The sequence below is a fragment of the Leisingera sp. ABM4_060 genome, from assembly GCF_056158765.1.
The window spans coordinates 3,612,217-3,633,018 of record NZ_JBSWTX010000001.1 but is presented as its reverse complement, the minus strand read 5'-3'; the positions used below and the strand labels follow the sequence as shown (position 1 = coordinate 3,633,018).

The following is a 20,802-nucleotide window of genomic DNA, read 5'->3' as shown; positions in this document are numbered from 1 at the left end:
TACAGCTATGCGGTTTTTGAAAAACATCATAGAAACAGATCCTTACAGATGGCGCAGGAAGCTCGGACGGCGCTATCAAGCGCCTTGCCCGCATCAAGAAGGCTGCTGGTTTCCCGGGATACATTGCCAGTTTGACGCTGCAGACCCGCTGCCAAAGCGTGCTTTCCTTGCCGCTTTGCCGCCAAGACACACCGCAGCCGACCGGATGAGAGTGCTTGCTGCGCACAAAATAATATATTATATAGCATCAATCAAAACTCACTCAGGACACTCCCATGGCCCAGAATTGCGCGCCCTTTATCCGCGGCGCATGGCTTTCCGAAACGAACCGGGACATCCGGGACAACCTGTCGCCAGCCACCGGCACCCCGGCCGGCACAATAGTCTGCGCCACCGCAGAAGACGCGCAGGCTGCAGCGGATGCAGCCGCCAATGCCTTCCCCGCCTGGTCGGCCCTGCTGCCGGCACAAAGGGCACGGATGCTGGGTGCCATTGCCCAGCGGGTTCAAGACGCGCATGAGGAGCTCGCGCGGCTGATTACCACCGAACAAGGCAAGCCGCTGGCGGAAGCGCGGATGGAGATGGACGGGGTGGTCGAGATGTTCGAGCATTTCGCATCACTCGCCGAGACCATGCCGTTCCGTTATGAGCGCCCCGACAAGGGCACCAACCGTACCATCGACATGATCCCCGCCGGACCGGTGATCATCATCACCACCTGGAACTTCCCGGTCGAAACCGCGGCGGTGCATCTGGCCCCGGCGCTGGCGGCAGGCTGCACCGCAGTGGTGATTGCCAACAACTCCACCCCGGCCTCGGTTGCGCGGTTGATCGGTATCATGCATGAAGCCGGCCTGCCCGAGGGCGCGGTGAACCTCTTGATGGGGTCGTCGGCGATGCTGTCGGAGGCGCTGATCAAGCACCCGGCGACCCGGCACCTGTCTTATACCGGCTCGGTGCGGGTGGGCCGCCAGCTGGCAGCGCAATGCGGTGCCGAGATCATGCGCTGCACCTTGGAACTGGGCGGCAACGCACCCGCCATCGTGCTGCCTGGCGCGGATGCGGAGGCCGCCGCAAAGGCGCTGATTTCCAAACGCTTCTGGAACGCGGGTCAGGTTTGTACCGCACCCAACCGGATCTTTGTGAACCGGGTCCAGCATGACGCCTTTGCCGAAGCCGCAGGCGCCTATGTCCGGGACCTGGTGCTGGGCGACGGGTTGGAGGATGGCACCACCATGGGGCCGCTCGCGACGACTGAGCGCGTCGCCTCGATGCAGCGCATCGCCGAGGATGCCATTGCCAAGGGCGCCAACGCCGTGGTGAACGAACCCGCTTCGCAGGAGGGGGGCAATTGGGTCACGCCCAAGGTCTTTGCCAATGTGCCCTGGGACGCCCTGGGCCTGCGCGAAGAGATCTTTGGCCCGATTGCCTGCATCACCCCCTATGACGACCTGGAAGCAGTAATTGCCGAGGCCAACAATTGCGCGCTGGCGCTGTCCGGCTATGTCTATGGCCCTGACCAGGGCGAGGCCGAAGCCGTAGCTGCCCGGCTGCAGGTTGGCAGCGTCGCTGTCAATCAGCTGACGACTGCCTATATCGACGTGCCCTTTGGCGGCATCAAGCAAAGCGGTTTGGGCTGCGTCGGCGGCGAGGCGGCGGTGCAGGAGTACCTCTTCCCCCGGCTGACAGCGGCGGCGCAATAGGCCGGAAACTTCCCCGACTGGAAAGGGCGCCCAACCGGGCGCCCTCTTTTTTGCCTAGCGCTGCGAGGTCTCCCAGTTGGGATCATTGTAATACGGCAGGTTCGATGGCGGCAGCGGGTCCTTGCCTGCGATCATATCCGCAGTCTTCTCGCCGATCATCATTGACGGGCAGTTGAGGTTGGCCGAAGGGATGATAGGCATCACCGAGGCATCCGCCACCCGCAGGCCTTCGATGCCATGCACCCGGCATTCCGGGTCGACCACTGCCATCGGATCACTGCCCATCTTGCAGGTGCCGCAGGGATGATAGGAGGAATGGCAGGTCTCGCGCAGCCAGGCTTCCAGGTCGGCATCGCTTTCGACCTGCGCGCCGGGGAAGATTTCCTTGCCGGTAAAGGCCGCCAGCGAGGGCTGCTGCACCAATTCCCGGCTGAGGCGGAAACCGGCTTTCAGCTCCTCTACGTCTTCCGGGTGCTCCAGCAGGTTGAACCGGATGCGCGGCGCAGCGAAGGGATCGTTTGACGCCAGCCGCACATAACCGCGGCTTTGCGGGCGCTGGTTGGCAAATTGCAGCTGGAAGGCGTGCTCCTTGACGAAGTCCGCCGACCCCTCGGCCACCGCGATCTGGAACAGAGCAATCTGCAGGTTGGGGAAGCGCACGCCAGCCTTGGTGCGCACAAAACCGACCGCGTCGAAATGGTTGTTGGCCAGCAGCCCCTTGCGGGTCAGCAGCCAATCCAGCACACCTTTGGCCTGCGAAAACAGGTTCAAATGCTTGTAGAGCGTCACGGCCTGCGTGCAGGCCACCTGCAGCGAGGTCAGCGGGTGGTCCATCAGGTTCTCGCCCACGCCAGGCAGGTCGTGCAGCACTTCGATGCCCTGTTCCCGCAGCTGCGCAGCCGGCCCGATGCCGGAGTGCATCAAAATCATCGGACTGTTGAAGGCGCCCGCCGAGAGGATCACCTCGCGGTTCGCCTTGACCGTCACTTCCTGCCCGTTCTGCACCATCCGCAGGCCTGTGGCCTTGCGCCCCTCCATCACGATGTTGCGCACGTGGCAGCCCGTTTCGATGGTCAGGTTGGCCGGCGGGTTGCGCAGATAGCATTGTGCCGTCGAGGAGCGGCGGCCGCCGGCCACGTTTTTGGGCAGCAGGCCAAAGCCATCCTGCTGACCGCCGTTCACGTCATCGGTGCGCAGGTATCCCGCCTCGCTGCCCGCCTGCAGGAAGGCCTGGGTCAGCGGGTTGTCCGCTCCCATGGTCGAGGCGCGGATCCTGCCTTCGGCCCCGCGGTACTCGCTGGCGCCATCCACCCGAGTTTCCAGCCGTTTGAAATAGGGCAGCACCTCGGCATAAGACCAGCCCTTGGCCCCGGCCTCAGCCCAGCCCTCATAGTCCATCGGGTGGCCGCGCAGATAGAGCTGGCCGTTGATCGAGCTGGAGCCCCCCAGCACCTTGCCGCGCGGCTGCACCAGCACCCGGTTGTTCAGGAACGGCTCCGGCTCGGTCTCGTAGTTCCAATTGTATTTCGGGGCGTTGTAGGCATAGCGCATCGCCGCCGGGACATGGAACAAGGGGCTTGTGTCCCTCGGCCCCGCCTCCAGCAGCAGGACAGAGACCGAAGGGTCTTCCGCAAGGCGTGCAGCAATGATGGCGCCGGCGCTGCCGGCTCCCACCACAACATAGTCGCAGGTCTTCATCTGTTGTCTTCCCTGTTGAGGGCTTTGTCAGCCCTTGGTCGCTTTCGCGGCGGCGCTGCCCGCAGCCGGGCCCGCCTCCACCGCTTGGCTCAGCTCGTGCTTGGCACGCACTGTTGCGTGATCGATATGGCGGGTCATCAGCACCACCGCCTTTTCCACATTGGCCACCCGGACCGCATCCAGGATCGCCTCATGCTCGAAGTTATGCTTGCCGACCATGCCGCCATGATCGACCACGCGGAACTGGGTGATGCGGGCGATGCCGTCATACTGGTCGCCGATGATCGCCAGCGAACGCTTCATGATCGAGGGCTCCAGCAGCGCCAGGTGGAACTGGCGGTTCAGCTCCACCTTCTCCCACAGATCGGTGGAGCGTTCGTCCTGCTCGATCAGCGTCTGGCAGGCGGCGATGGTCGCCTCGGTATGGCGCGGCACCGCGTCGGCCAGCACAATGGGTTCCAGCGCGCCGCGGATCTGGTTCATCTCGATCAGCTCGCGTTCATTCATCCTGGCGATGATCGGGCTGCGGCGGGGACGCAGCTCCACCAGGCTTTCGGCCGCCAGCATCCGGATCGCTTCGCGCAGCGGCACAATAGAGATGTCCATCTCCTTGGCCAGCGGCATGATCTTCAGCTCTTCCCCAGCCTTCAGCTCACCAGCAATGATCTGCTGTTTCAGAACCTCATAGATCGCCTTGGGGCCATCACCGTAGTTGAGAATGTTCTTCATGATCCACCGTACCTATTCGTCACATTCCAGGCGGCCAAAAGCCTCGGCCGCCGCCAGGACCTTATGGTCCTGCCCCAAAGCGCCAATCAGCTGAATACCAAGCGGCAGGCCGGAAGGCAGCCCCCCGATTGGCATCACATGCGCGGGCAGATAGCACAGGCTGCCCAGCATGTGCAGCATATGCTGCTTGAGGATCGGTTCTTCGCGGCCATTCACCATCACCGTGCGGGCGGTGACCTCGCAATCGGGGCGCAGGGGCGCCGCTGCCCCGGCCGCCGCCGGACAGAGCAGAAGGTCGTAGTCTGCGAAAAAGCCCTTCAGCATCTGGCACAGCTGCAGCCGTTCCTCATGCAGCACCAGCCAATCGCGGTGGCTCAGCGCATTGCCGCGTTCATTCAACGCCGCATAGGCGCCTGCGGGGGCATCGGCGCCCTGGCGGGCACGGAACTCTGCCGCCAGCTCCGCCTTGCGCGCGGTTTCCGCCCGCACCAGCAGGTTCATCAGTTCGGTTGCCCGGTCAAAATCGATTTCCGGCGCGGCTTCCGCCACGCTGGCACCTGCTGCCCGCAACCGGCTGGCGAAAGCCTCTATGGCAGCGCGGTAGCTGTCCTCGACCGGGCAGCCGGGCAAATCAGGCAGCAGCGCAATCCGCAACGAGGCCGTGTCCACTGCAGCCCCTCCAGCATCCCCGCTCAGAACTGAATAGGCCAGCGCCGCGTCCCGCGCCGAGCGTGCCAGCGGCCCCGCCGCGCCGATATCCGGCTCCCGCAGCTCGCCCAATGGGCTGTGGCCGCGCAGGGAAATCCGCCCCCAGCTGGGCTTCAGCCCATGCACGCCGCAGTTATGCGCAGGCAGCCGGATCGAGCCGCCTTGGTCGCTGCCGATATCGATGTAGGACATGCCTGAAGCCACCGCCGCTGCCGACCCGCCAGAAGAGCCGCCCGCGCTGCGTTCGGGGTCATAGGGGTTGCGAGTGGCGCCGAACAGCGGATTGGCGGTCTCCCAATCGGACAGGTAGGGCGGAATGTTGGTCTTGCCGAGGATCACCGCCCCGGCCCGTTTCAGCGCCGCCACCACGGCGGAATCCTCCGCGGCAACCGTATCCGACCGTGCCGGATCTCCCCAGGTGGTAGGATGCCCCTGCCAGTCAAAGCACTCCTTCACAGTCACCGGCACTCCATGCAGCGGTCCAATGGGCGCCGCCGCCGCATCGCAAGCATCCGCCGCCACCCGCGCCCCGGCCCGGTCCTGATAAACCACCGCGCTCAACGCACCGTTTACCCGGTCGATGGCCGCAAAACAGCTCTCCAGCGCTGCGCGCGCGGAAACTGCCCCCTGCGCCAGCGCCTGACGCAGCGCCACCGCATCGGGCCACACGCCCTCCAGCAGGGGATACCGCACCGCTGCCATGCTCACCCCGCCTCCAGCACCTTGGACAGGAACTGCTGCAGCCGCGCGTTCTGCGGGTTGTCGAACAATTGCCCGGGTGCACCCTGCTCGACCATGCGGCCGCCGTCGAAGAAGCACACCCGGTCCGAGACCTCCTTGGCAAAGCCCATCTGGTGGGTGACCAGCAGGATGGTGTAACGGCCTGATTTCGCCAGGTCGCGGATCACCTCCAGCACTTCGCCTACCATCTCCGGGTCCAGCGCCGAGGTCGGCTCGTCAAACAGCAGCACCTCCGGATGCATTGCCAGGGTGCGGGCAATTGCCACCCGCTGCTGCTGGCCGCCCGACAGCTGGCTGGGATAGTGGCCCGCCTTGTCGGCCAGCCCGACCATGGTGAGCAGTCGCATCGCCTCCTCGGTTGCCTCTGCCTTCGATTGGCCCAGCGTATGCACCGGCGCCTCGATGCAGTTCTCCAGTGCCGTCATATGCGGGAAAAGGTTGAAGTTCTGGAACACCATGCCGATCTTCGAACGGATCCGGCGCACATGCGCGGTGCTGGCATCGACCAGCGTGCCGTTCTTCTGCATCCTGTTCAGCGGCTCGCCATTCACATACATGGTGCCGCCCTGAATGCCTTCCAGCGTCATCAGAACCCGCAGCACCGTGGTCTTGCCGGAACCCGAGGGGCCGATGATCGAGACCACCTCGCCCTTGTCCACACTGAAGTCGAGATCCTTCAGAACCTGCAGCGCGCCATAGGCTTTCAGCACCTTGTCGAATTGGATCATGGGATGGGTCAATGCAGGATGCTCCTCTTGACGTAGTTCTCCACCAGGCGGATCAGGAAGGCGGCGATCAGGCTCATCACCAGGAAGAAGATCCCTGCAATGGTGACGGCTTCGGTAAAGCGGTAGTATTCCGCGCCGATCAGCTTGGAGATTTGCATGATTTCCGCAACCGCCACGAAGGACAGCAGCGGCGTTTCCTTGAAGATCGCTACCAGGTAGTTGCCCAGCGCAGGCACAATGGGGGGCAGCGACTGCGGGATGATCACATCCCGGAAGGTGCGGTAGGTCGAGAGGTTCAGCGCAATGCAGGCCTCCCACTGGCCCTTGGGCACGGCCTGGAACCCGGCCCGGTAGACCTCAGCACACAGGGCAGAATTATAGATGCCGATGGCCAGAATGCCTGTGGTCAGCGGCGGCAGGGTGATGCCGAAATCGGGCAGCAGGAAGAACAGAAAGAAGATCTGCACCAACAGGGGTGTTGCCCGGATGAACTCAATGAACTCAGTGGCCGGCCTGCTGATCCAGGGCGAGCGGTGCGTTTTCAGCAGCATCAGGATGAGGCCGCCAATCAGCGCCAGAACAAAGCTTGCGACTGTGGCCCAGACGGTGACGCCTGCGGCTTCCCACATCTTGGGCAGCACCACGTCGAATGTGAAATCCCATCTCCAGTCCATGGCTCAGACCCTCTTGCTCAAGTGGCGGGAGAAGCGCTCTTCCAAGGCGTCGCCGCCAAAGCGCACGAACTGGGCAAAGCAGTAATACAGCATCAGCGTGATCGCGAAGATCTCCACGGTGCGGAAATGCAGCTGGTTCTGCTGCACGCTGGCATAGGTGATGTCGACCAGGGTAACGGCTGAGACCAGGGCGGTGGCCTTGATCAGCTCAATGGTCAGGTTGACCATGCCGGGAATCATGATGGCGATGGCCTGCGGCAGGATGATGCGCACCATCCGGTTCCAGGGTGAGATGTTGAGGGCAATGGTTGCCTCGGTCTGACCCTTTGGCACTGCTCCGATAGCGCCGCGGGCAATCTCTGCGCCATAGGCGCCGAAGTTCAGCCCGATGCCCAGCACACCCGCCAGAACCGGCGACATGGTAAGGCCGAATTCGGGCATCACAAAGAACAGCCAGAACAAAATGACCAGCAGAGAGGTGCCGCGGAATATCTCGATGTATCCCACCGCCAGCCACAGCACCGCGCCGGAGGCCTTGGCCCGGGCAACACCGGCAATCAGCGACATGGCCATGAAGACAAGCCAGGACAGCACCGAGATCTGAACCGTCACCACCGCGCCTTTCAGGATCGCGGGCAGAAACATCTTCAGCTCGGCAAAGGTCGCCACCGACAAGCCCGCCAAAAAGGCGGCCAAGCCAATGACAATGGCTATTCTTGGTACCATCCGGCCCTCCCCATCCGTTCAAGCCTCCCCCGGGTCCGGAGCCGGAGGAGGCTGTTGGTCTTAGCTGCCGCAGAGCTCGGCAGTGGCGCTGATCGGCAGTTCGTCGGCGGTCATGCCGTGCTCCTGCAACAGTGCGATATGCGCGTCGGAGCCGATGAACTTGGTCAGCTCGGCATTGAAGGCCGCAACAAATTCCGCATCCGCCGGACGGAAGGCAAAGGCGCCGTGCGAAACTGCTGCCTTACCTGCCACCTCGGCAAAGGGTGCAGTGGATTCAATCGGCGCATCCGGCAGGCTTTCGATGATCTGACGCACGCCGGGGGCCGAGACCGCCCAGGCATCAATACGGCCCGCACGCAGGGCAGCCACCCCGGTCGGGTTGTCGGGCAGCTGCGAAATGCTGGTGTCGGTCAAACCGACGGCCTCGGCATAGCCTTTCTGGGCAGAGCCCGAGACCACACCGATCTTCAGCCCCTGATCGGCCACGGATTCATAGTTGGTGACGCCCTTGGGGTTGCCCTTGGCCACCACCATCGCCTGCTGGATGCCGAAAGTCGGCTCAGAGAATTGCACCTCTGCGCAGCGCTTGGGGGTGACGAACATGCCGGCAGCCACGACGTCGAAACGGTCGGCCTTGACGCCGGGGATCAATGCGCCCCAGTCGGTGGACTTGGCCTCGGCGATCTTGCCGCCCATTGCGTCCAGCACCGCACGCAGGGTTTCGACGTCAGTGCCGGTAAGATTGCCGCTGTCGTCCTGATAGGCATAGGGTTTGAAGTTATAGAAGGCGACGCGCAGCCCCTCGCCCTTGGCGCGGTCCATCAGGCTTTCGGCATGGGCCGCCACAGCGGGCAGCATTGCCACGCTTGCCGCCAGGGCGCCTTTCAGCACGGTTCTGCGGATCTTGTTGAATGTCATGAGTTTTCTCCCTGTTTTATTTTGTCGTCAGTTTGGTGTGCCGCGCAGCAGCCGGCCATAGCCCGGCAGGCCGCCCGTCACACCCAGCGAGGCCAGAATGTCCCAGGCCATCGCCTGATTGCTGGACACCGCCGGGATGCCGGTCTCTGTCTCGATCCGCTCCAAAACCTCCAGCGACTGAAAATCCGTGCAGGAGATAAAGATAGCCTCCGCCCCTTCCCCGCCCAGCCGGGCGGCAGCTTCAAGGATCGCTTCAGGCCGGACCCGGCTGATGTTTTCCGAGGCGGTGATGCCGAAGTCATACCGGCGGTTGATAGCAAAGCCCGCCGCCTCAAATTGCGCCGCCATGCGGGCCGCAATCTCCGGCTCGTACGGCGTCACCAGGTTGATGCGGCGTGCGCCCAGGTGGCGCAGCGCGCCTGCGGCGGCCTCCACCGGGTTCACCAGCAGCGCACCAGGCCGCACAGTTTGGATGGCATCGCGGATCACGTCCGGACCAATGGCAATGGTGCCGGATGTGCAGCCGAAAATTACCGCATCCAGCGCCACCTCCGGGTTCAACTGCCGCGCGGCTTCCGCCAGCTGCGGCGCCATCTTGGCCAGCTGACCCACGGTGCAATCGCCGCCAAAGGCAATGCGGGTGGTGAAGGTGAGCACGTTCCGAGGCAGCAGCCGCCCCAGGTCGCGTTCGATCACCTGGTCATTGGCCAGCGCCAGCACGCCCACCCGGAACGGGCCGGGGCTTTCGCCCAGCACAGTCTCAGTCAGCGGCATCTGGTCTTGCGTCGTCATCGTCCAGCCTTGATCAGTCAGTGGACGGGGTCCGAAGACCCCGCCTGGGTTAGCCTTTGCAAAGATCGGCAGTGCTGCGCGAGGGCAGCTCGCTGGGTTGCAGCCCATGCGCCTCCATGATCTTCAGATGCTCCGGCGTGCCAATGAATTCGGCCAGCTTGGCATTGAAGGCCGCGACAAATGCCGCTTCATCCGGGCGAACCGCATAGGCGCCATGCGGGCTGGCGGGCTTGCCATCCACCTCGGCAAAGGGCTGCAGCATCTCAAACGCGCCGCCGTCGTTGCCGGCCACCGCCAGACGTGCGCCAGGCGCATCAATGGCAAAGGCATCGGCCCGGCCCGCGCGCACAGCCGCCAGCCCGGTCGGCGTATCCGGCACCTGCATGATGCTGGCTTCCTCGACGCCGACGCTCTTGGCCCAGTCGACCTGGGCAGTGCCGGAGATCGCCGCCATCGTCACGCCCGCCTCGCGCACACTTTCATATTCCGACAGACCCGCAGGGTTGCCGCTTTTCACCACCAGCGCCTGCTGGATGCCAAATGTCGGCTCGGAAAAGGCAACCTCGTTGCAGCGCTTGGGCGTCACGAACATCGCCGCCGCCACGATATCAAACCGGCCGGCCTTCAGCCCCGGGATCAGGTTGCCCCATTCGGTCGAGGTTTCAGAGGCGATGCTCAGGCCCATTTCGCCCAGCACATGGCGCAGGATTTCCACCTGCTCGCCAATCACCTTGCCGTCGCCATCGACATAGGCAAAGGGGGCAAAGTTGTAATAGGCGACCCGCAGCCCATCCGCCTTGCCGCGCTCTTCCAGCGTTTCGGCCATGCCCATCGCAGGCACCCCGGCCAATGCAGCTGCCGCCACTGTCTTGAGCAGTGTCCGGCGCAATTCATTGATTTTCATATCTTCCTCCCTTGGTGCGGCACCGCGGATCTCCCCGCGGCGCCTATGATTCACATCCTCATCAGGCTTCGATGACCGGGATCTCCCATTCGGCAACCGGCGCCGACAGCAGGTCCGGCTCGCCTTCCGTCACCGCCCAGTTGTCCTCGGCGTTGATGAAGCCCAGCTCGTTCGAGAAGTTCGGGTTGCAGGCAAAGACGTTGCCGACCTCGAAGGTGATGTCCTCAAACGCCGCCAGCGACGGGTATTCGGTGGTTTCGATGCCGACACCGTGACCGACCCGGCCCACGCCCATGGTCTTGAGGCCCCGTTCAGCCAGGTATTTGTCGACCACCTCAATCACATGTGCAGGGGTGTTGCCTGCTGTCAGCTGCATGTTGCAGTCATGGCGCAGCTGCATGGCCCAGGTGTAAAACTCGCTCAGCGCATCCGAAGGTTTGCCGATCGACGCGGTTCGCGCCAGATCCGACCAATAGCCCTTGTAGCTGACGCCGACGTCAAACCCGAGGGTTTCGCCCTTCTGGATCACCCGGTCAGTGGGCAGCAGCACGATGCCTTTCTCGTTGGCACCCGACAGCACGCACAGCAGCGAGATCTTCTCGGCACCGTTGGCAATCAGGTTCTGGCGCAGGATCTGGGCGACCTCGTTTTCGGTCATGCCCGCACGCACCTCCTGAAAGGTCTTCTTCTGCGCTTCGGCGGAAATGATCGAGGCGCGGCGCAGGTATTCGATTTCCTGCGGCGACTTCACGTTGCGCACCTTCAGGATAATGTCGGCGGCGTCGATGAAATCCGCCTCCGGCAGGCCCTTCATCACTTCCTGCAGGCCAAGGTAGGAAATACCCAGATACTGCTCGCGGCCCAGTTCGGCGCCAATGCGGGCCTTGGAAAGGCCCAGGTCCTTCAGCACGCCGATGATGAACTCTGGGTGGCCCATCAGCCCGCCGGTGGTGCGGATGTCGGTGATGAAGGAGGTCTGCTCCACCTGTGCCACCTCAAAGGGCATGGTGATCAGGGTCGGGTCGCCATCCTTGGGCAGGATGAACATATAGGAGCGGATCTTGTCCACGGCGCACTGCTCGGAGCGGTGGCCGGTGTAATACTGATAGTTCAGGCGTTCGGTGATCAGCATGGCGTCGAGGTTTTTCTCGGCCATCAGCGCACGGGTTTTGGCGTAGCGCGCTTCGAACTCTTCTTTGGTGAAATCTGCGTATGGGGCTGTCATGTCGTACCTTACACGAGCTGTGTTTGCGTGCTGTCATACTAGATAATATATTATTTAGAGCAAGGATTTTCTGAGAATTGGGCGAAACCAGCACCTGAAAGGGGGCGATTGCCCAAGAAAACAGGGGTTCTCAGCGCATCCCCTCCTCAGCCGCGCCATCTACCGAAACAGGCGGCGTCCCAGAGAATCTCAGGATCGAATCCGCAATCCGGCAAGGCTGATTCTCAAAACGGCATCACAGCCGCAATGGCAACAGAACCGCCGCACGGCCTTGCTGCGTTGGGCCAGACCGGTGCTTTAACGCGGGCTGTCACAACGCTTGACGCCGCTTGATACTAGATAATATATTATCCAGCAAAACCGGCAGCGGGAGGACAGCCAGTTGAAACTCTTCACCGACAGCGACATGCAGGCCGCCCTGCCCTGGGAGGCACTGATTTCCGAACTGAATGGGGCATTTGCAAAAGGCGTTTCGCAGCCCCTGCGCACCGCGCATGCCGTGCCGGTGCCGGGTGAGCCGGATGCCACGTTCCTGGCGATGCCCGCCTGGGAGGAAGGCGGCAAGCTGGCGGTGAAGATCCTGTTCATCGCCCCCGGCAACTCGGCCCGCAACCTGCCCGCGGTGAACGCCAGCGTGATGGTGTTCGACGCGGTGACCGGCCAGGCCGAGGCGGTGATGGAGGGCGGCGAGCTGACCGCGCGCCGTACCGCCGCCACCTCTGCCCTCGCGGCCGACCAAATGGCGCGCAAGGATGCCAAATCGCTGCTGATCGTCGGCGCGGGCACCATTGCCGGCAACCTGATCCCGGCCCACCGCGCCGTGCGCAGCTATGAAACGGTCAAGATCTGGGCCCGCCGCCCCGAGCAAGCCCAGGCGCTGGCCAATCAGTTCGACGAGGCCGTCACCGTCGCCGCTGACCTCGACGCCGCCGTCGCCGAAGCCGACGTCATCGCCGCCGCCACCATTACCAATGAGCCGCTGATCAAGGGCGCTCTGCTGAAAGACGGCACCCACCTCGATCTGGTTGGCGGTTTCACCACCGAAATGCGCGAAGCCGACAGCGAGGCGCTGAAGCGCGCCGCAGGCGGCATCATCGTCGACACCTACGATGGCGCCATGGCCGAGGCCGGCGACATCACCCAACCGCTTGCGGAGGGCACCATCACCCGTGCCGATATCGTTGGCGACATGGCCGAGCTGTGCCGGGGCGAGGCGCAGCCGCGCAAGTCGGACAGCCAAATCACCGTTTTTAAATCCGTGGGGGCCGCGATCGAGGATTTTACCGCCGCCCGCATGGCCGCCGCATCCTGAACCTGACTGGAAAGACAATGACTGATTTCAGATACGCCCGCCGCTCTGCCATTCTTGGCAAATCGGTGTTCGACCACGCGCCGGGCACCATCGCCCTCAATTCCGGCGCCGCCTACCCGCCCTGCCTGCCCGACGTGGTGCGCGAGGCGACCGAGGCCGTGGGCCCCCTGCGCGAAGAAGCCATGCAATACGCGCCGCTGATGGGCCTCGACGACCTGCGCGACGAGATCTGCAACTTCGTGGCCGAGGACGGCATCAAGGCCAGCCGCGAGAACGTGCTGGTCACCTACGGCTCCAAAAGCGCCTTTGATCTGGCGCTGCGTACTTTCTGCGAGGCCGGCGACACCGTGATCGTCACCCGCCCGACCTATATGACTGCTGTCCACATCATGCGCACCCACAACGTGCGCTTCCTGGACATCGGTCAGGATGAGGAAGGCTTCTGCGCCGACGAGCTGGAAGAAAAACTGCAGCGGATGGAAAACAACGCCGAACAGATGCCCAAGCTCCTGTTCGACGTGCCGGACTTCCACAACCCGACCGGCGTCACCACCTCGCTGGCGCGCCGTAAAAAGATGCTGGCGCTGGCGCAGCGCTATAACTTCGTGATCTGCGAGGACGACCCTTACCGCCGCATCCGGTTCGAGGGCGAAGTGATCCCCTCGATCAAATCCATGGACACCACCGGCCATGTGATCAGCCTCGGCACCGTGTCCAAGATCCTCGCCCCTGGCCTGCGCGTCGGCTGGGCGATCGGCGACGCCGGCGTGATCCGCCGCATGGCGATGCAAAAGGCCGATGGCGGCTCCAACGCCTTTGCCCAGCGCATCGTGGTGCAGCTGATGCAGTCCAACAAGATGGCGCATCACATCGACGAAATGATCCACCAGATGCGCATCCATCGCGACGCGATGATCGAAGCCTTTGCCGAACACATCCCGGAAGCCAAAATCCGCGCTCCGCACGGCGGCTATTTCCTCTGGGCCGCGCTGCCCGAGGGCACCGATGCGGAACGTCTGGTCGAACTGGGCATTGAAGAAGGCGTCGAGGTTTCCTCCGGCCGGCTCAGCTTCCCCAATGACGATCCCGGCAACTGCATCCGCATGGCCTACAGCTTCATCACGGTAGACGAAATCAAGGACGGCATCGCCAAACTCGGCGCCGCCTGGCGCAAACTCCAATCCAATGCACAAGCGGCATAATACAGAAGGAATTTCCCATGCCCTGCCCCAAAGTCTCCCTCGCCCCCTCCTGCGAGATCGATCTGGACGCCGACGGCAAGCAGCACGGCTACGTGCGCATCCAGTTCTCCTCGGACCGATCGGCCTATGGCTGGCTGCCGATGCCGATTATGTCGATCAAGAACGGCGACGGCCCCGTCGCGGTGGTGATCGGCGCCAACCATGGCGACGAATACGAAGGTGTCTCGATCTGCAACGGCCTGTACCAGGAGCTGGAGCCCGAAGACATCAAAGGCCAGATCATCTTCCTGCCCGCGGCCAACGCCCCGGCCTTCTATGCCGGGCGCCGCACCTCGCCGCTGGACTGGACTGGAGAGGCCAACCTGAACCGGATGTTCCCGGGCAACCAGTACGGCTCCCCGACCGAGATGATCGCCTGGTACATCACCAACCACATCGTGCCGCGCGGCGATGCGTTCTTTGACCTGCACTCGGCCGGCAAATCCATCGACCACCACCCCTCGGTCAAGATCCGCCTGATGGGCGACGCCCAGAAGGACGCGATGCAGATGAAGTTCCTGGAGCTGTTCGGCGCGCCCTTGGGCATCGTCGGCGACCGGGTGCATGAAACAACCCTGTCCGGTGAAATCCTGCCGCAGGACAAGATCTACCTGTCCACCGAACTCGGCGGCGCCGGCAAGATCCGCCCCTGGATCCGCGAGTTCGGCTTCAACGGCATGAAGCGCTGCCTGCGCGAGCTGGGCGTCTTCACCAAGGACGAGCACCTGCCCGACCCCGAGCACAAGGTCTCGCTCAAGGCGATGCAGACCGGTGACCATTACATCTTTGCAGGCAAGGACGGCATGTTCGAGCCGGTTGTGAACCTCGGCGACGTGGTCGAGGACGGCCAGCTGGCGGGCTACATCTGGAACCTGAAAGAGCCGTGGGAAAAGCCGGAAGAGCTGCGCTTCAACAAAGGCGGCGTGGTGTTCTGCAAGCGCACGCCTGCCTTGTGTGAAATCGGCGACACGCTGTTCTTCACCCTCAGCGATTATGAAGGCTGACCGGACCCTCTCTGCACGGCCCCCTGGCTCCTTGGGGCCGTGCACAGCTGGAAGCGCCGGACCTGGCACAGGCCGCGGACGGGCGCCCTCACACTCTCTCCCCGGGGACCTGCCGCAAAAGTCCTTTGCGTTCTTCCTTCTGCCCGGCGCTTCCATGCTCAGCTTCAGCTCTGCGATTGAGCCCCTGCGGATTGCCAACCAGCTGGCCGCACAGCCGCTGTACACCTGGCATACCCTGTCCGAAGACGGCAGCAGCGTAACCTGCTCCAACGGCACAGAACTGGGGGTGGACGGGCCGCTTCCCGATGCGCCCCCGGCAGATTACTACCTCATCGTTGCAGGCCCCTCTGCTCAGCATTCTGCGCAAGCTTCGTCGGTCAGCTGGCTGCGGCGCAAGGCGCGGTTCGGCGCCACGGTCGGAGCGGTCTCCGGCGGCACCGGGCTGCTGGCCGAGGCCGGGCTGCTGAAATCCGGCGGTTTCACCCTGCACTGGGAGGACCGGCTGGGGTTTTGCGAACGCTTCCCGGAACTGGCGCCGCTGGACCAGCTGTTCTGCGCGGATGGCCAGGTCCTGACCTGCAGCGGCGGCACTGCGGCGCTGGATCTTTCGCTGCATCTGATTGCCAGCCACCACGGACAGCGCTTTGCCCGCACCGTCTCCGGCATATGCGTCCACTCGGGCCTGCGCAGCGGCCAGGAACATCCGCAAAGTTCGCTCTCCTATCTGCTCGGCAGCCGCAGCCCGCATCTGGTCAAGGCAGCCGGTATCATGGCCGAGAACCTGGAAGATCCGCTGCCGCTGAAGGAAGTCGCCCGGCGCGCGGCGATCTCGCGCCGCCACATGGAGCGGCTGTTCAGCACCCACGCCGGCCGCACACCTGCGCATTACTACCGCGATCTGCGGCTGGAACGCGGCCGCAAGCTCTTGAGCGAAACCGACTACCGGCTGCCGGCGATCTCTGTTGCCTGCGGCTTTGCCAGCACCACCGCCTTTGCCCGCAGCTTTAAAAGGAAATTTGGCATTGCTCCAGTCGAATACCAGTCCCGCAAGCAGCCAGACGCCCGCCGCACCTGAGGTCATTACAGTGAGGTCTTTACCAAAGATCACGCTCAATCCGGAAAACTTTCAGGACTGGCCCGGCCTGCTTGGGCTTTTACGCCATGCCTTTGCCCATACCGTCGGCAAGGTCGACCCGCCCAGCACGGTGTATGGCTGCACCGCTGCCGACCTGGCCCGGCGTGCAGAGCGCGAACATCTGATGATCGCTGCCGACGGCGCCCAGCTAGCGGGCTGCCTGTTTCTCAAAGAAGCAAAGGATGAGCTGTTCCTGGGCCGGTTCGCCATCCAGACCGGGCACAAAGGCGGCGGCCTCGCCCGGCGGATGATCACACGCGCTTCGGCCATAGCCCGCCAGCGCGGCAAATCCCGGCTGGTGCTGGAAACCCGAACCGCATTGGTGGAAAATCAGAACAAATTCCGCGCCCTGGGGTTTGAGATCACCGGCGGCCGGGCACATGCGGGCTACCATGGGATTACCACCTACCGGATGGCGCGGCGGCTGGGCTGAAACTGCCGCCTCCCCTCCGCGCCTGCGCTACTTTGCAGCAGGGCCCTTTCTGCCGCTGCGCAGCTGGTGCGGGGTGACGCCGAACTCATGACGGTAGGCCTTGGCCAGCGAGGCTGACGACGGGAAACCGCAGGCCAGGGCGATATCGACAACCGGCAGGCTGGTGTCCGTAATCAGCTTCCCCGCCAGCTTCAGCCGCACCCGGCGGTAGTGCCGCGCCGGCGTGGTGTCGAGATGAGACAGAAACAGCCGCTCCAAATGGCGGACGGACAATCCCGCCCGTTCCGCAATGGCGGCTGTGGGCAGCGGGGCCTCGACGCTTTCCTCCATGATGGCAATGGCCTTGGCCAGCTTGCCGCCCAGAAAATTGAAATTGCCGCCGGCCCCTCTGGGCTGCTCCCCCGAAAAGCCCCGGGCGGTCTCCAGGGCCATTGCGCTTGTCAGCTCGGCACAATCTTGCGGCGACAGGATCTCTGACAACAGCCGGATGACGATCTCCGCCGTATGCCCGTGGCCGGCACAGGTGAAAATCCCGGCGTTGTTTTCGGCCAGACGGTTTGTGACCGTCGGGTAGTTCCCGGTCTCCGCAAGCGCCCGCGCATCCTGCCAATGGGTGGTCGCCGGCCCGGACAACGGCGCCGCAGCGCGGATGTAGGCGGTGGCCGCCTCCGACAGCAGCAGCACCGGGCGGCGCAGTTTTTGCATCGCCCGGGCCCGCTGCATCCAATTGCCGCCGCCGCAATTGCTCCCGCCGGTGACAAACAGGTAGTCCTTCAGATACTGGTCGCCGATCGCCGGTTCTGCCCGCACCAGAATCTCGGAGCTGCTGGACACCAGGCCCGGCAAATCCGATGCCACCTGCCAGGTGAACTGCACACCGGCCTCCAGCGCATTGGCCGTCTGCAGCACTGAAATCACCGATGACAGTTCGAGATGCGAAAACCCGGGGCGCACGTAGATCTCAAAGCTCAGGGTCTTGCTGAACTTTCCAGACGGCGCCGGGGATATGGGCGGGCGGATTTGCACGGCATCCTTTCCATGCTGATGGCGTAAGCGCGTGCACCAGAATGGAAAACACGGGCAGAACTTTCAAGCCGCTCCTGGCATCGCCGGTCTTGCCGCTGCCAATAGCCGCGCCCCGCCTTACCCGGCCGGAGGTTGCGCCGCCCGGGGCCAGCCCTCCAAAATCAGCCTGGCGCCTTCGCGGGCCCGGGCTGCTGACAGCCGCTCGCCTTCATAGGCGGACACGATGGAGCCCTTCATCAGAAAGTGCCAGACCTCCGCAAAACCGCTTGGGTCCTGCAGGCCCGCATCCTGCGCCAGGCCTTTGATGAAATGCCGGATCGCGGCCAGATGGCGGGAGGCGGCGCGATGAACCTGCGAGTTGATTTCGCTCTCCAGCAGCACGTTCACAAAGGCGCAGCCCTCGTAATCACGGCGCCGGAACCAGCTGTCGAAGACGTCGAAAACCGCCAGCAGCCGCGCCTCCGGAGAGGCCGCTGCCTTTCTCACCTCTTCTTCCAGCCAGCCCCGCGTCCACAGATCTTCGCGCAGCTCAAGAAAGGCCAGAACCAGCTCCTCCTTTGACTTGAAGTGCTTGTAGAGGCTCGCCTTGGCGCAGCCGGATTCCGCAAGGATAGTGTCGATGCCGACCTGTGAAATGCCGCGGCTGGAGAACAGCCTGTACGCGGTGTGCAGGATGCGGTCCCGCGCTTTCATTGCAGAAGGGTCGGCGGCAGTCAGCATGCAGGTCTCCTCGGGTGTCTGCAATGTAGGGTTCCGCGCCGGCCCGCACAAGCATCTTGCAGGTGGCGAATCTGCAAAATGAGACAGAATTTTCCAAGCGACCTCAGAAAACAAATCATTAATGCCCTGTTTTAAAATCACAAAATAAGAATTTAAGAATTTTGTAGACAGACCTGTCTGTCTATTCTTACGCTATATGAAGACCCAGCGCCAGCCGCGCGCGCCGCTACGGGAGAGCATCTGTTGAAGACCCCAAGACCCCTGAAAATCGGCAACTGCACCATTGGCGGACCGGCCGGGTTCCACACCGGCCTGGCCGTGGGCAGCATCTTCTACGACAACCATTCGATTGTTGAAGACGCCTTTGCCGGAACCTTTGACGCCACCCGGGCCGCGCAGCTGATTGCCCGCGTCAACACCCTTGCAGAACGCTACGGCATCCAGATGGCCTTTGATGTCATCGGATCCGACCCGGATGCCTTCTGCCGGTTCATCGGCTTCACCGCAGAGCGCACCGGCCTGCCGCTGCTGCTCAACGCAACCGAAAGCGAAGTCCGCATCGCGGGCCTGGAATACGCCGCCCGCAAGGGCATCCTCGAACGCTCGGTCTACGCCTCGCTGAACGAGGACAGCGAAGACGAAGAGATCGAGGCGCTTGGCCGCCACAAACCTGCCGGGGTGATGATCCTGGCAACCGGCATTGCCGATCCAACCCCGGACGGATCGCTGGCAATGATCGAAAACCACTTCCACCCGATCCTGCACGAGATCGGCTGCGAAACCCCCATCGTTGACCTGGGGGTGATGGATGCGCCCTCCGTCGGTATCGCCATGCGCGGCATTCAGGCGGTGCGCGAAGAATTCGGCTACCCGGCCGGCTGCGCCTTCTCCAACTGCTTCCCGCAGTGGACCGGCCTGGCATCGCTGGGGCGGGAGTATGTCAACCTGTCGCTGGCGGCGGCAATGACCTGCTGCCGGATGGCGGGGGGCGATTTCCTGCACTACGGGATCATCGAAAAATGCGCCCCGATGGCCCATGCGCTGGGGTCCGCCGAAGTATTCCTGGGCTTTGCCGCGCAGGAGCTGGACGGCGGCAGCCTGCCGGACGGCCACGCGCTTTTGAAGATGTTCAAACTGGCCGATGTGTCATGACGGCCCCGGGCGAAACCCTTTCCCGGATCATGGCAGAGCGCATTCCGGCCGACATCGGGACCACATCGCTCACCGCCTTCCGCCGGGCGGCCATACCATCCCATGATGCCTCATTCGTGGGACACCCGGTCTATGAAACACTGCCCCTGTCCGCCAAGGACGCCGCGCGCGCCGGATCGGATCTGCAGCGGGTTGGCTTTGTCTGGCCCGGAGCAGAGACCCGCACCCCGGAGTTTCAGGATGCATACGGGGTGCTCTGGCTCGAAAGCGGCGGCACCTATGCGCCCTATGATCATCCGCTGGAGCACGCTGGCTGGGAGGCGCTGAACCGGCATCCCCGCCCGGTGCTGCCGCCGGTCATTCAGTTCCGCGACACCGGCAGCGGCGCAGCGGCGGTCCTGGACCCGCCCTGCCCGGGCCTGCTGGACACCTGCTTCCTGCTGCGCAACGGCTGGCAGTTCATGCTGGATCTGACCGAGAACTACCAAACCGCCAATGCGTTGCTGGATTGGGCGCTGGAAACCATCACCGAGGCCTATCTGACCGCCCTGGACGCCCTGCCGGAGCCGCCGGAGATCATCGTCTACGGCGATGACCTTGGCTTTGAGGCCGGCATGTATCTGTCGGAACTGGACTTCCGGACTTTCATCTTCCCGCGGCTGCAAACGCTGTTTTCACGGATCCGCAGCAAATGCGGCAGCCTGATCTGCTTTCACTCCTGCGGCGCGATTTCGTCGATTGTCAGCGACATTGCCGATCTGGGCGCGGATATGCTGAACCTCGACTTCTATGCCCGCAATGTCCTGCTGCCGCAGGTGCGCAAGAAGATCCCCGCTTCAATGATCCTGCACACGCCGGTAAACGCCGCGGCCCTGGGCCGCGCGGTGGCAACCGGAAACCGCGCTTCGCTTGCCCTGCTGACAGCCGATATCGCCATGTCTGCCCCCTGCATCGGCGGCCCGGTCGACAATATCTCTACCCCGGACGAAGCCGCCCACGCCATGACCGGCGTGCAGTTCATGCGCGCCCTGACCCCGGACGACCTGCAGCAGATCCGCAGCCTCGGCCCGGTCAAATCCATCATCGAAAAGGCCGCCGCCGCCGCACGGTCAGCCGGCGTTCCCGCGCTCTGCGCCACCGGCGCGCTCTTTGGCGCGCGGGAGAGCGGCGGCCCGCCAGCGCGCTGGCGGGCGCTTTCGCCGGCCAGCGGCGCCCGGCTCAACTGAAACGCAT

Annotated in this window: 20 protein-coding genes; 8 read left to right on the top strand and 12 right to left on the bottom strand. The window is 63.6% G+C overall.

Features of this window, described 5'->3' with window-relative positions; all coding sequences use genetic code 11:
* Positions 1-275 precede the first annotated feature (275 nt).
* Positions 276-1,703, top strand: coding sequence for an aldehyde dehydrogenase family protein (locus ACXAEH_RS17540; protein WP_475034582.1), 1,428 nt, complete (start codon positions 276-278; stop codon positions 1,701-1,703).
* 54 nt (positions 1,704-1,757) lie between these two features.
* On the opposite strand, the gene ACXAEH_RS17535 is transcribed toward ACXAEH_RS17540, so the two are convergent.
* The 10 genes from ACXAEH_RS17535 to ACXAEH_RS17490 all read right to left on the bottom strand — a co-directional run bounded on the left by ACXAEH_RS17535 (position 1,758) and on the right by ACXAEH_RS17490 (position 11,546).
* The gene (locus tag ACXAEH_RS17535; RefSeq protein ID WP_475034581.1) at positions 1,758-3,401 is read right to left on the bottom strand and encodes a choline dehydrogenase; all 1,644 of its coding nucleotides are present in this window, start codon (positions 3,399-3,401) and stop codon (positions 1,758-1,760) included.
* A 27-nt stretch (positions 3,402-3,428) separates the two neighbouring features.
* Positions 3,429-4,130, bottom strand: coding sequence for a GntR family transcriptional regulator (locus ACXAEH_RS17530; RefSeq protein ID WP_475034580.1), 702 nt, complete (start codon positions 4,128-4,130; stop codon positions 3,429-3,431).
* Positions 4,131-4,142: 12 nt separating this feature from the next.
* Positions 4,143-5,540, bottom strand: a complete 1,398-nt coding sequence (locus ACXAEH_RS17525) for an amidase family protein (RefSeq protein WP_475034578.1) — start codon at positions 5,538-5,540, stop codon at positions 4,143-4,145.
* A 2-nt stretch (positions 5,541-5,542) separates the two neighbouring features.
* Positions 5,543-6,307 carry an ectoine/hydroxyectoine ABC transporter ATP-binding protein EhuA gene (gene ehuA / locus ACXAEH_RS17520; protein ID WP_475034576.1) on the bottom strand — a complete coding sequence of 255 codons (765 nt, stop codon included), beginning with the start codon at positions 6,305-6,307 and terminating at the stop codon, positions 5,543-5,545.
* An 8-nt stretch (positions 6,308-6,315) separates the two neighbouring features.
* A complete protein-coding gene (gene ehuD, locus ACXAEH_RS17515) occupies positions 6,316-6,981 on the bottom strand; it encodes an ectoine/hydroxyectoine ABC transporter permease subunit EhuD (RefSeq protein ID WP_039127002.1) in 666 nt (221 codons plus the stop codon).
* 3 nt (positions 6,982-6,984) lie between these two features.
* Positions 6,985-7,707 (bottom strand): ectoine/hydroxyectoine ABC transporter permease subunit EhuC, encoded by a 723-nt coding sequence (gene ehuC / locus ACXAEH_RS17510; RefSeq protein ID WP_475034574.1) that lies wholly within the window; start codon positions 7,705-7,707, stop codon positions 6,985-6,987.
* 60 nt (positions 7,708-7,767) lie between these two features.
* On the bottom strand, positions 7,768-8,625 hold the full coding sequence (gene ehuB / locus ACXAEH_RS17505) for an ectoine/hydroxyectoine ABC transporter substrate-binding protein EhuB (protein ID WP_475034572.1): 858 nt from the start codon (positions 8,623-8,625) through the stop codon (positions 7,768-7,770).
* 27 nt (positions 8,626-8,652) lie between these two features.
* On the bottom strand, positions 8,653-9,417 hold the full coding sequence (locus tag ACXAEH_RS17500; RefSeq protein ID WP_475034571.1) for a maleate cis-trans isomerase family protein: 765 nt from the start codon (positions 9,415-9,417) through the stop codon (positions 8,653-8,655).
* Positions 9,418-9,466: 49 nt separating this feature from the next.
* The gene (gene ehuB, locus ACXAEH_RS17495; RefSeq protein WP_475034570.1) at positions 9,467-10,321 is read right to left on the bottom strand and encodes an ectoine/hydroxyectoine ABC transporter substrate-binding protein EhuB; all 855 of its coding nucleotides are present in this window, start codon (positions 10,319-10,321) and stop codon (positions 9,467-9,469) included.
* Between the two features lie 61 nt (positions 10,322-10,382).
* Entirely contained in the window at positions 10,383-11,546 is a 1,164-nt protein-coding gene (locus tag ACXAEH_RS17490; protein WP_475034568.1) for a M24 family metallopeptidase, read from the bottom strand.
* 382 nt (positions 11,547-11,928) lie between these two features.
* On the opposite strand from ACXAEH_RS17490, the gene lhpI reads away from it, so the two are divergent.
* The 5 genes from lhpI (at position 11,929) to ACXAEH_RS17465 (ending at position 16,671) form a co-directional block, all read left to right on the top strand.
* A complete protein-coding gene (gene lhpI / locus ACXAEH_RS17485) occupies positions 11,929-12,858 on the top strand; it encodes a bifunctional Delta(1)-pyrroline-2-carboxylate/Delta(1)-piperideine-2-carboxylate reductase (RefSeq protein WP_475034566.1) in 930 nt (309 codons plus the stop codon).
* A gap of 17 nt (positions 12,859-12,875) precedes the next feature.
* Complete coding sequence (locus ACXAEH_RS17480) at positions 12,876-14,060, top strand: aminotransferase-like domain-containing protein (protein ID WP_475034564.1); 1,185 nt, start codon at positions 12,876-12,878, stop codon at positions 14,058-14,060.
* A 17-nt stretch (positions 14,061-14,077) separates the two neighbouring features.
* The gene (locus ACXAEH_RS17475; RefSeq protein ID WP_475034562.1) at positions 14,078-15,103 is read left to right on the top strand and encodes a succinylglutamate desuccinylase/aspartoacylase family protein; all 1,026 of its coding nucleotides are present in this window, start codon (positions 14,078-14,080) and stop codon (positions 15,101-15,103) included.
* Between the two features lie 154 nt (positions 15,104-15,257).
* Positions 15,258-16,178 carry a GlxA family transcriptional regulator gene (locus ACXAEH_RS17470; protein ID WP_475034561.1) on the top strand — a complete coding sequence of 307 codons (921 nt, stop codon included), beginning with the start codon at positions 15,258-15,260 and terminating at the stop codon, positions 16,176-16,178.
* A 10-nt stretch (positions 16,179-16,188) separates the two neighbouring features.
* A complete protein-coding gene (locus tag ACXAEH_RS17465) occupies positions 16,189-16,671 on the top strand; it encodes a GNAT family N-acetyltransferase (RefSeq protein WP_475034559.1) in 483 nt (160 codons plus the stop codon).
* A gap of 27 nt (positions 16,672-16,698) precedes the next feature.
* On the opposite strand, the gene ACXAEH_RS17460 is transcribed toward ACXAEH_RS17465, so the two are convergent.
* Both ACXAEH_RS17460 and ACXAEH_RS17455 read right to left on the bottom strand, forming a co-directional pair.
* The gene (locus tag ACXAEH_RS17460; RefSeq protein WP_475034558.1) at positions 16,699-17,697 is read right to left on the bottom strand and encodes a GlxA family transcriptional regulator; all 999 of its coding nucleotides are present in this window, start codon (positions 17,695-17,697) and stop codon (positions 16,699-16,701) included.
* Between the two features lie 117 nt (positions 17,698-17,814).
* Complete coding sequence (locus ACXAEH_RS17455; protein ID WP_475034557.1) at positions 17,815-18,417, bottom strand: TetR/AcrR family transcriptional regulator; 603 nt, start codon at positions 18,415-18,417, stop codon at positions 17,815-17,817.
* 243 nt (positions 18,418-18,660) lie between these two features.
* Here ACXAEH_RS17455 and ACXAEH_RS17450 point away from each other — a divergent pair, with 243 nt between their 5' ends.
* Together ACXAEH_RS17450 and ACXAEH_RS17445 are read left to right on the top strand one after the other, a co-directional pair.
* Positions 18,661-19,569: a tetrahydromethanopterin S-methyltransferase subunit H family protein gene (locus ACXAEH_RS17450; protein WP_475034556.1), complete on the top strand. Its 909-nt coding sequence runs from the start codon at positions 18,661-18,663 to the stop codon at positions 19,567-19,569.
* Positions 19,566-20,795 (top strand): uroporphyrinogen decarboxylase family protein, encoded by a 1,230-nt coding sequence (locus ACXAEH_RS17445; protein WP_475034554.1) that lies wholly within the window; start codon positions 19,566-19,568, stop codon positions 20,793-20,795. The genes ACXAEH_RS17450 and ACXAEH_RS17445 overlap by 4 nt, the downstream gene beginning before the upstream one ends.
* Positions 20,796-20,802 lie beyond the last annotated feature (7 nt).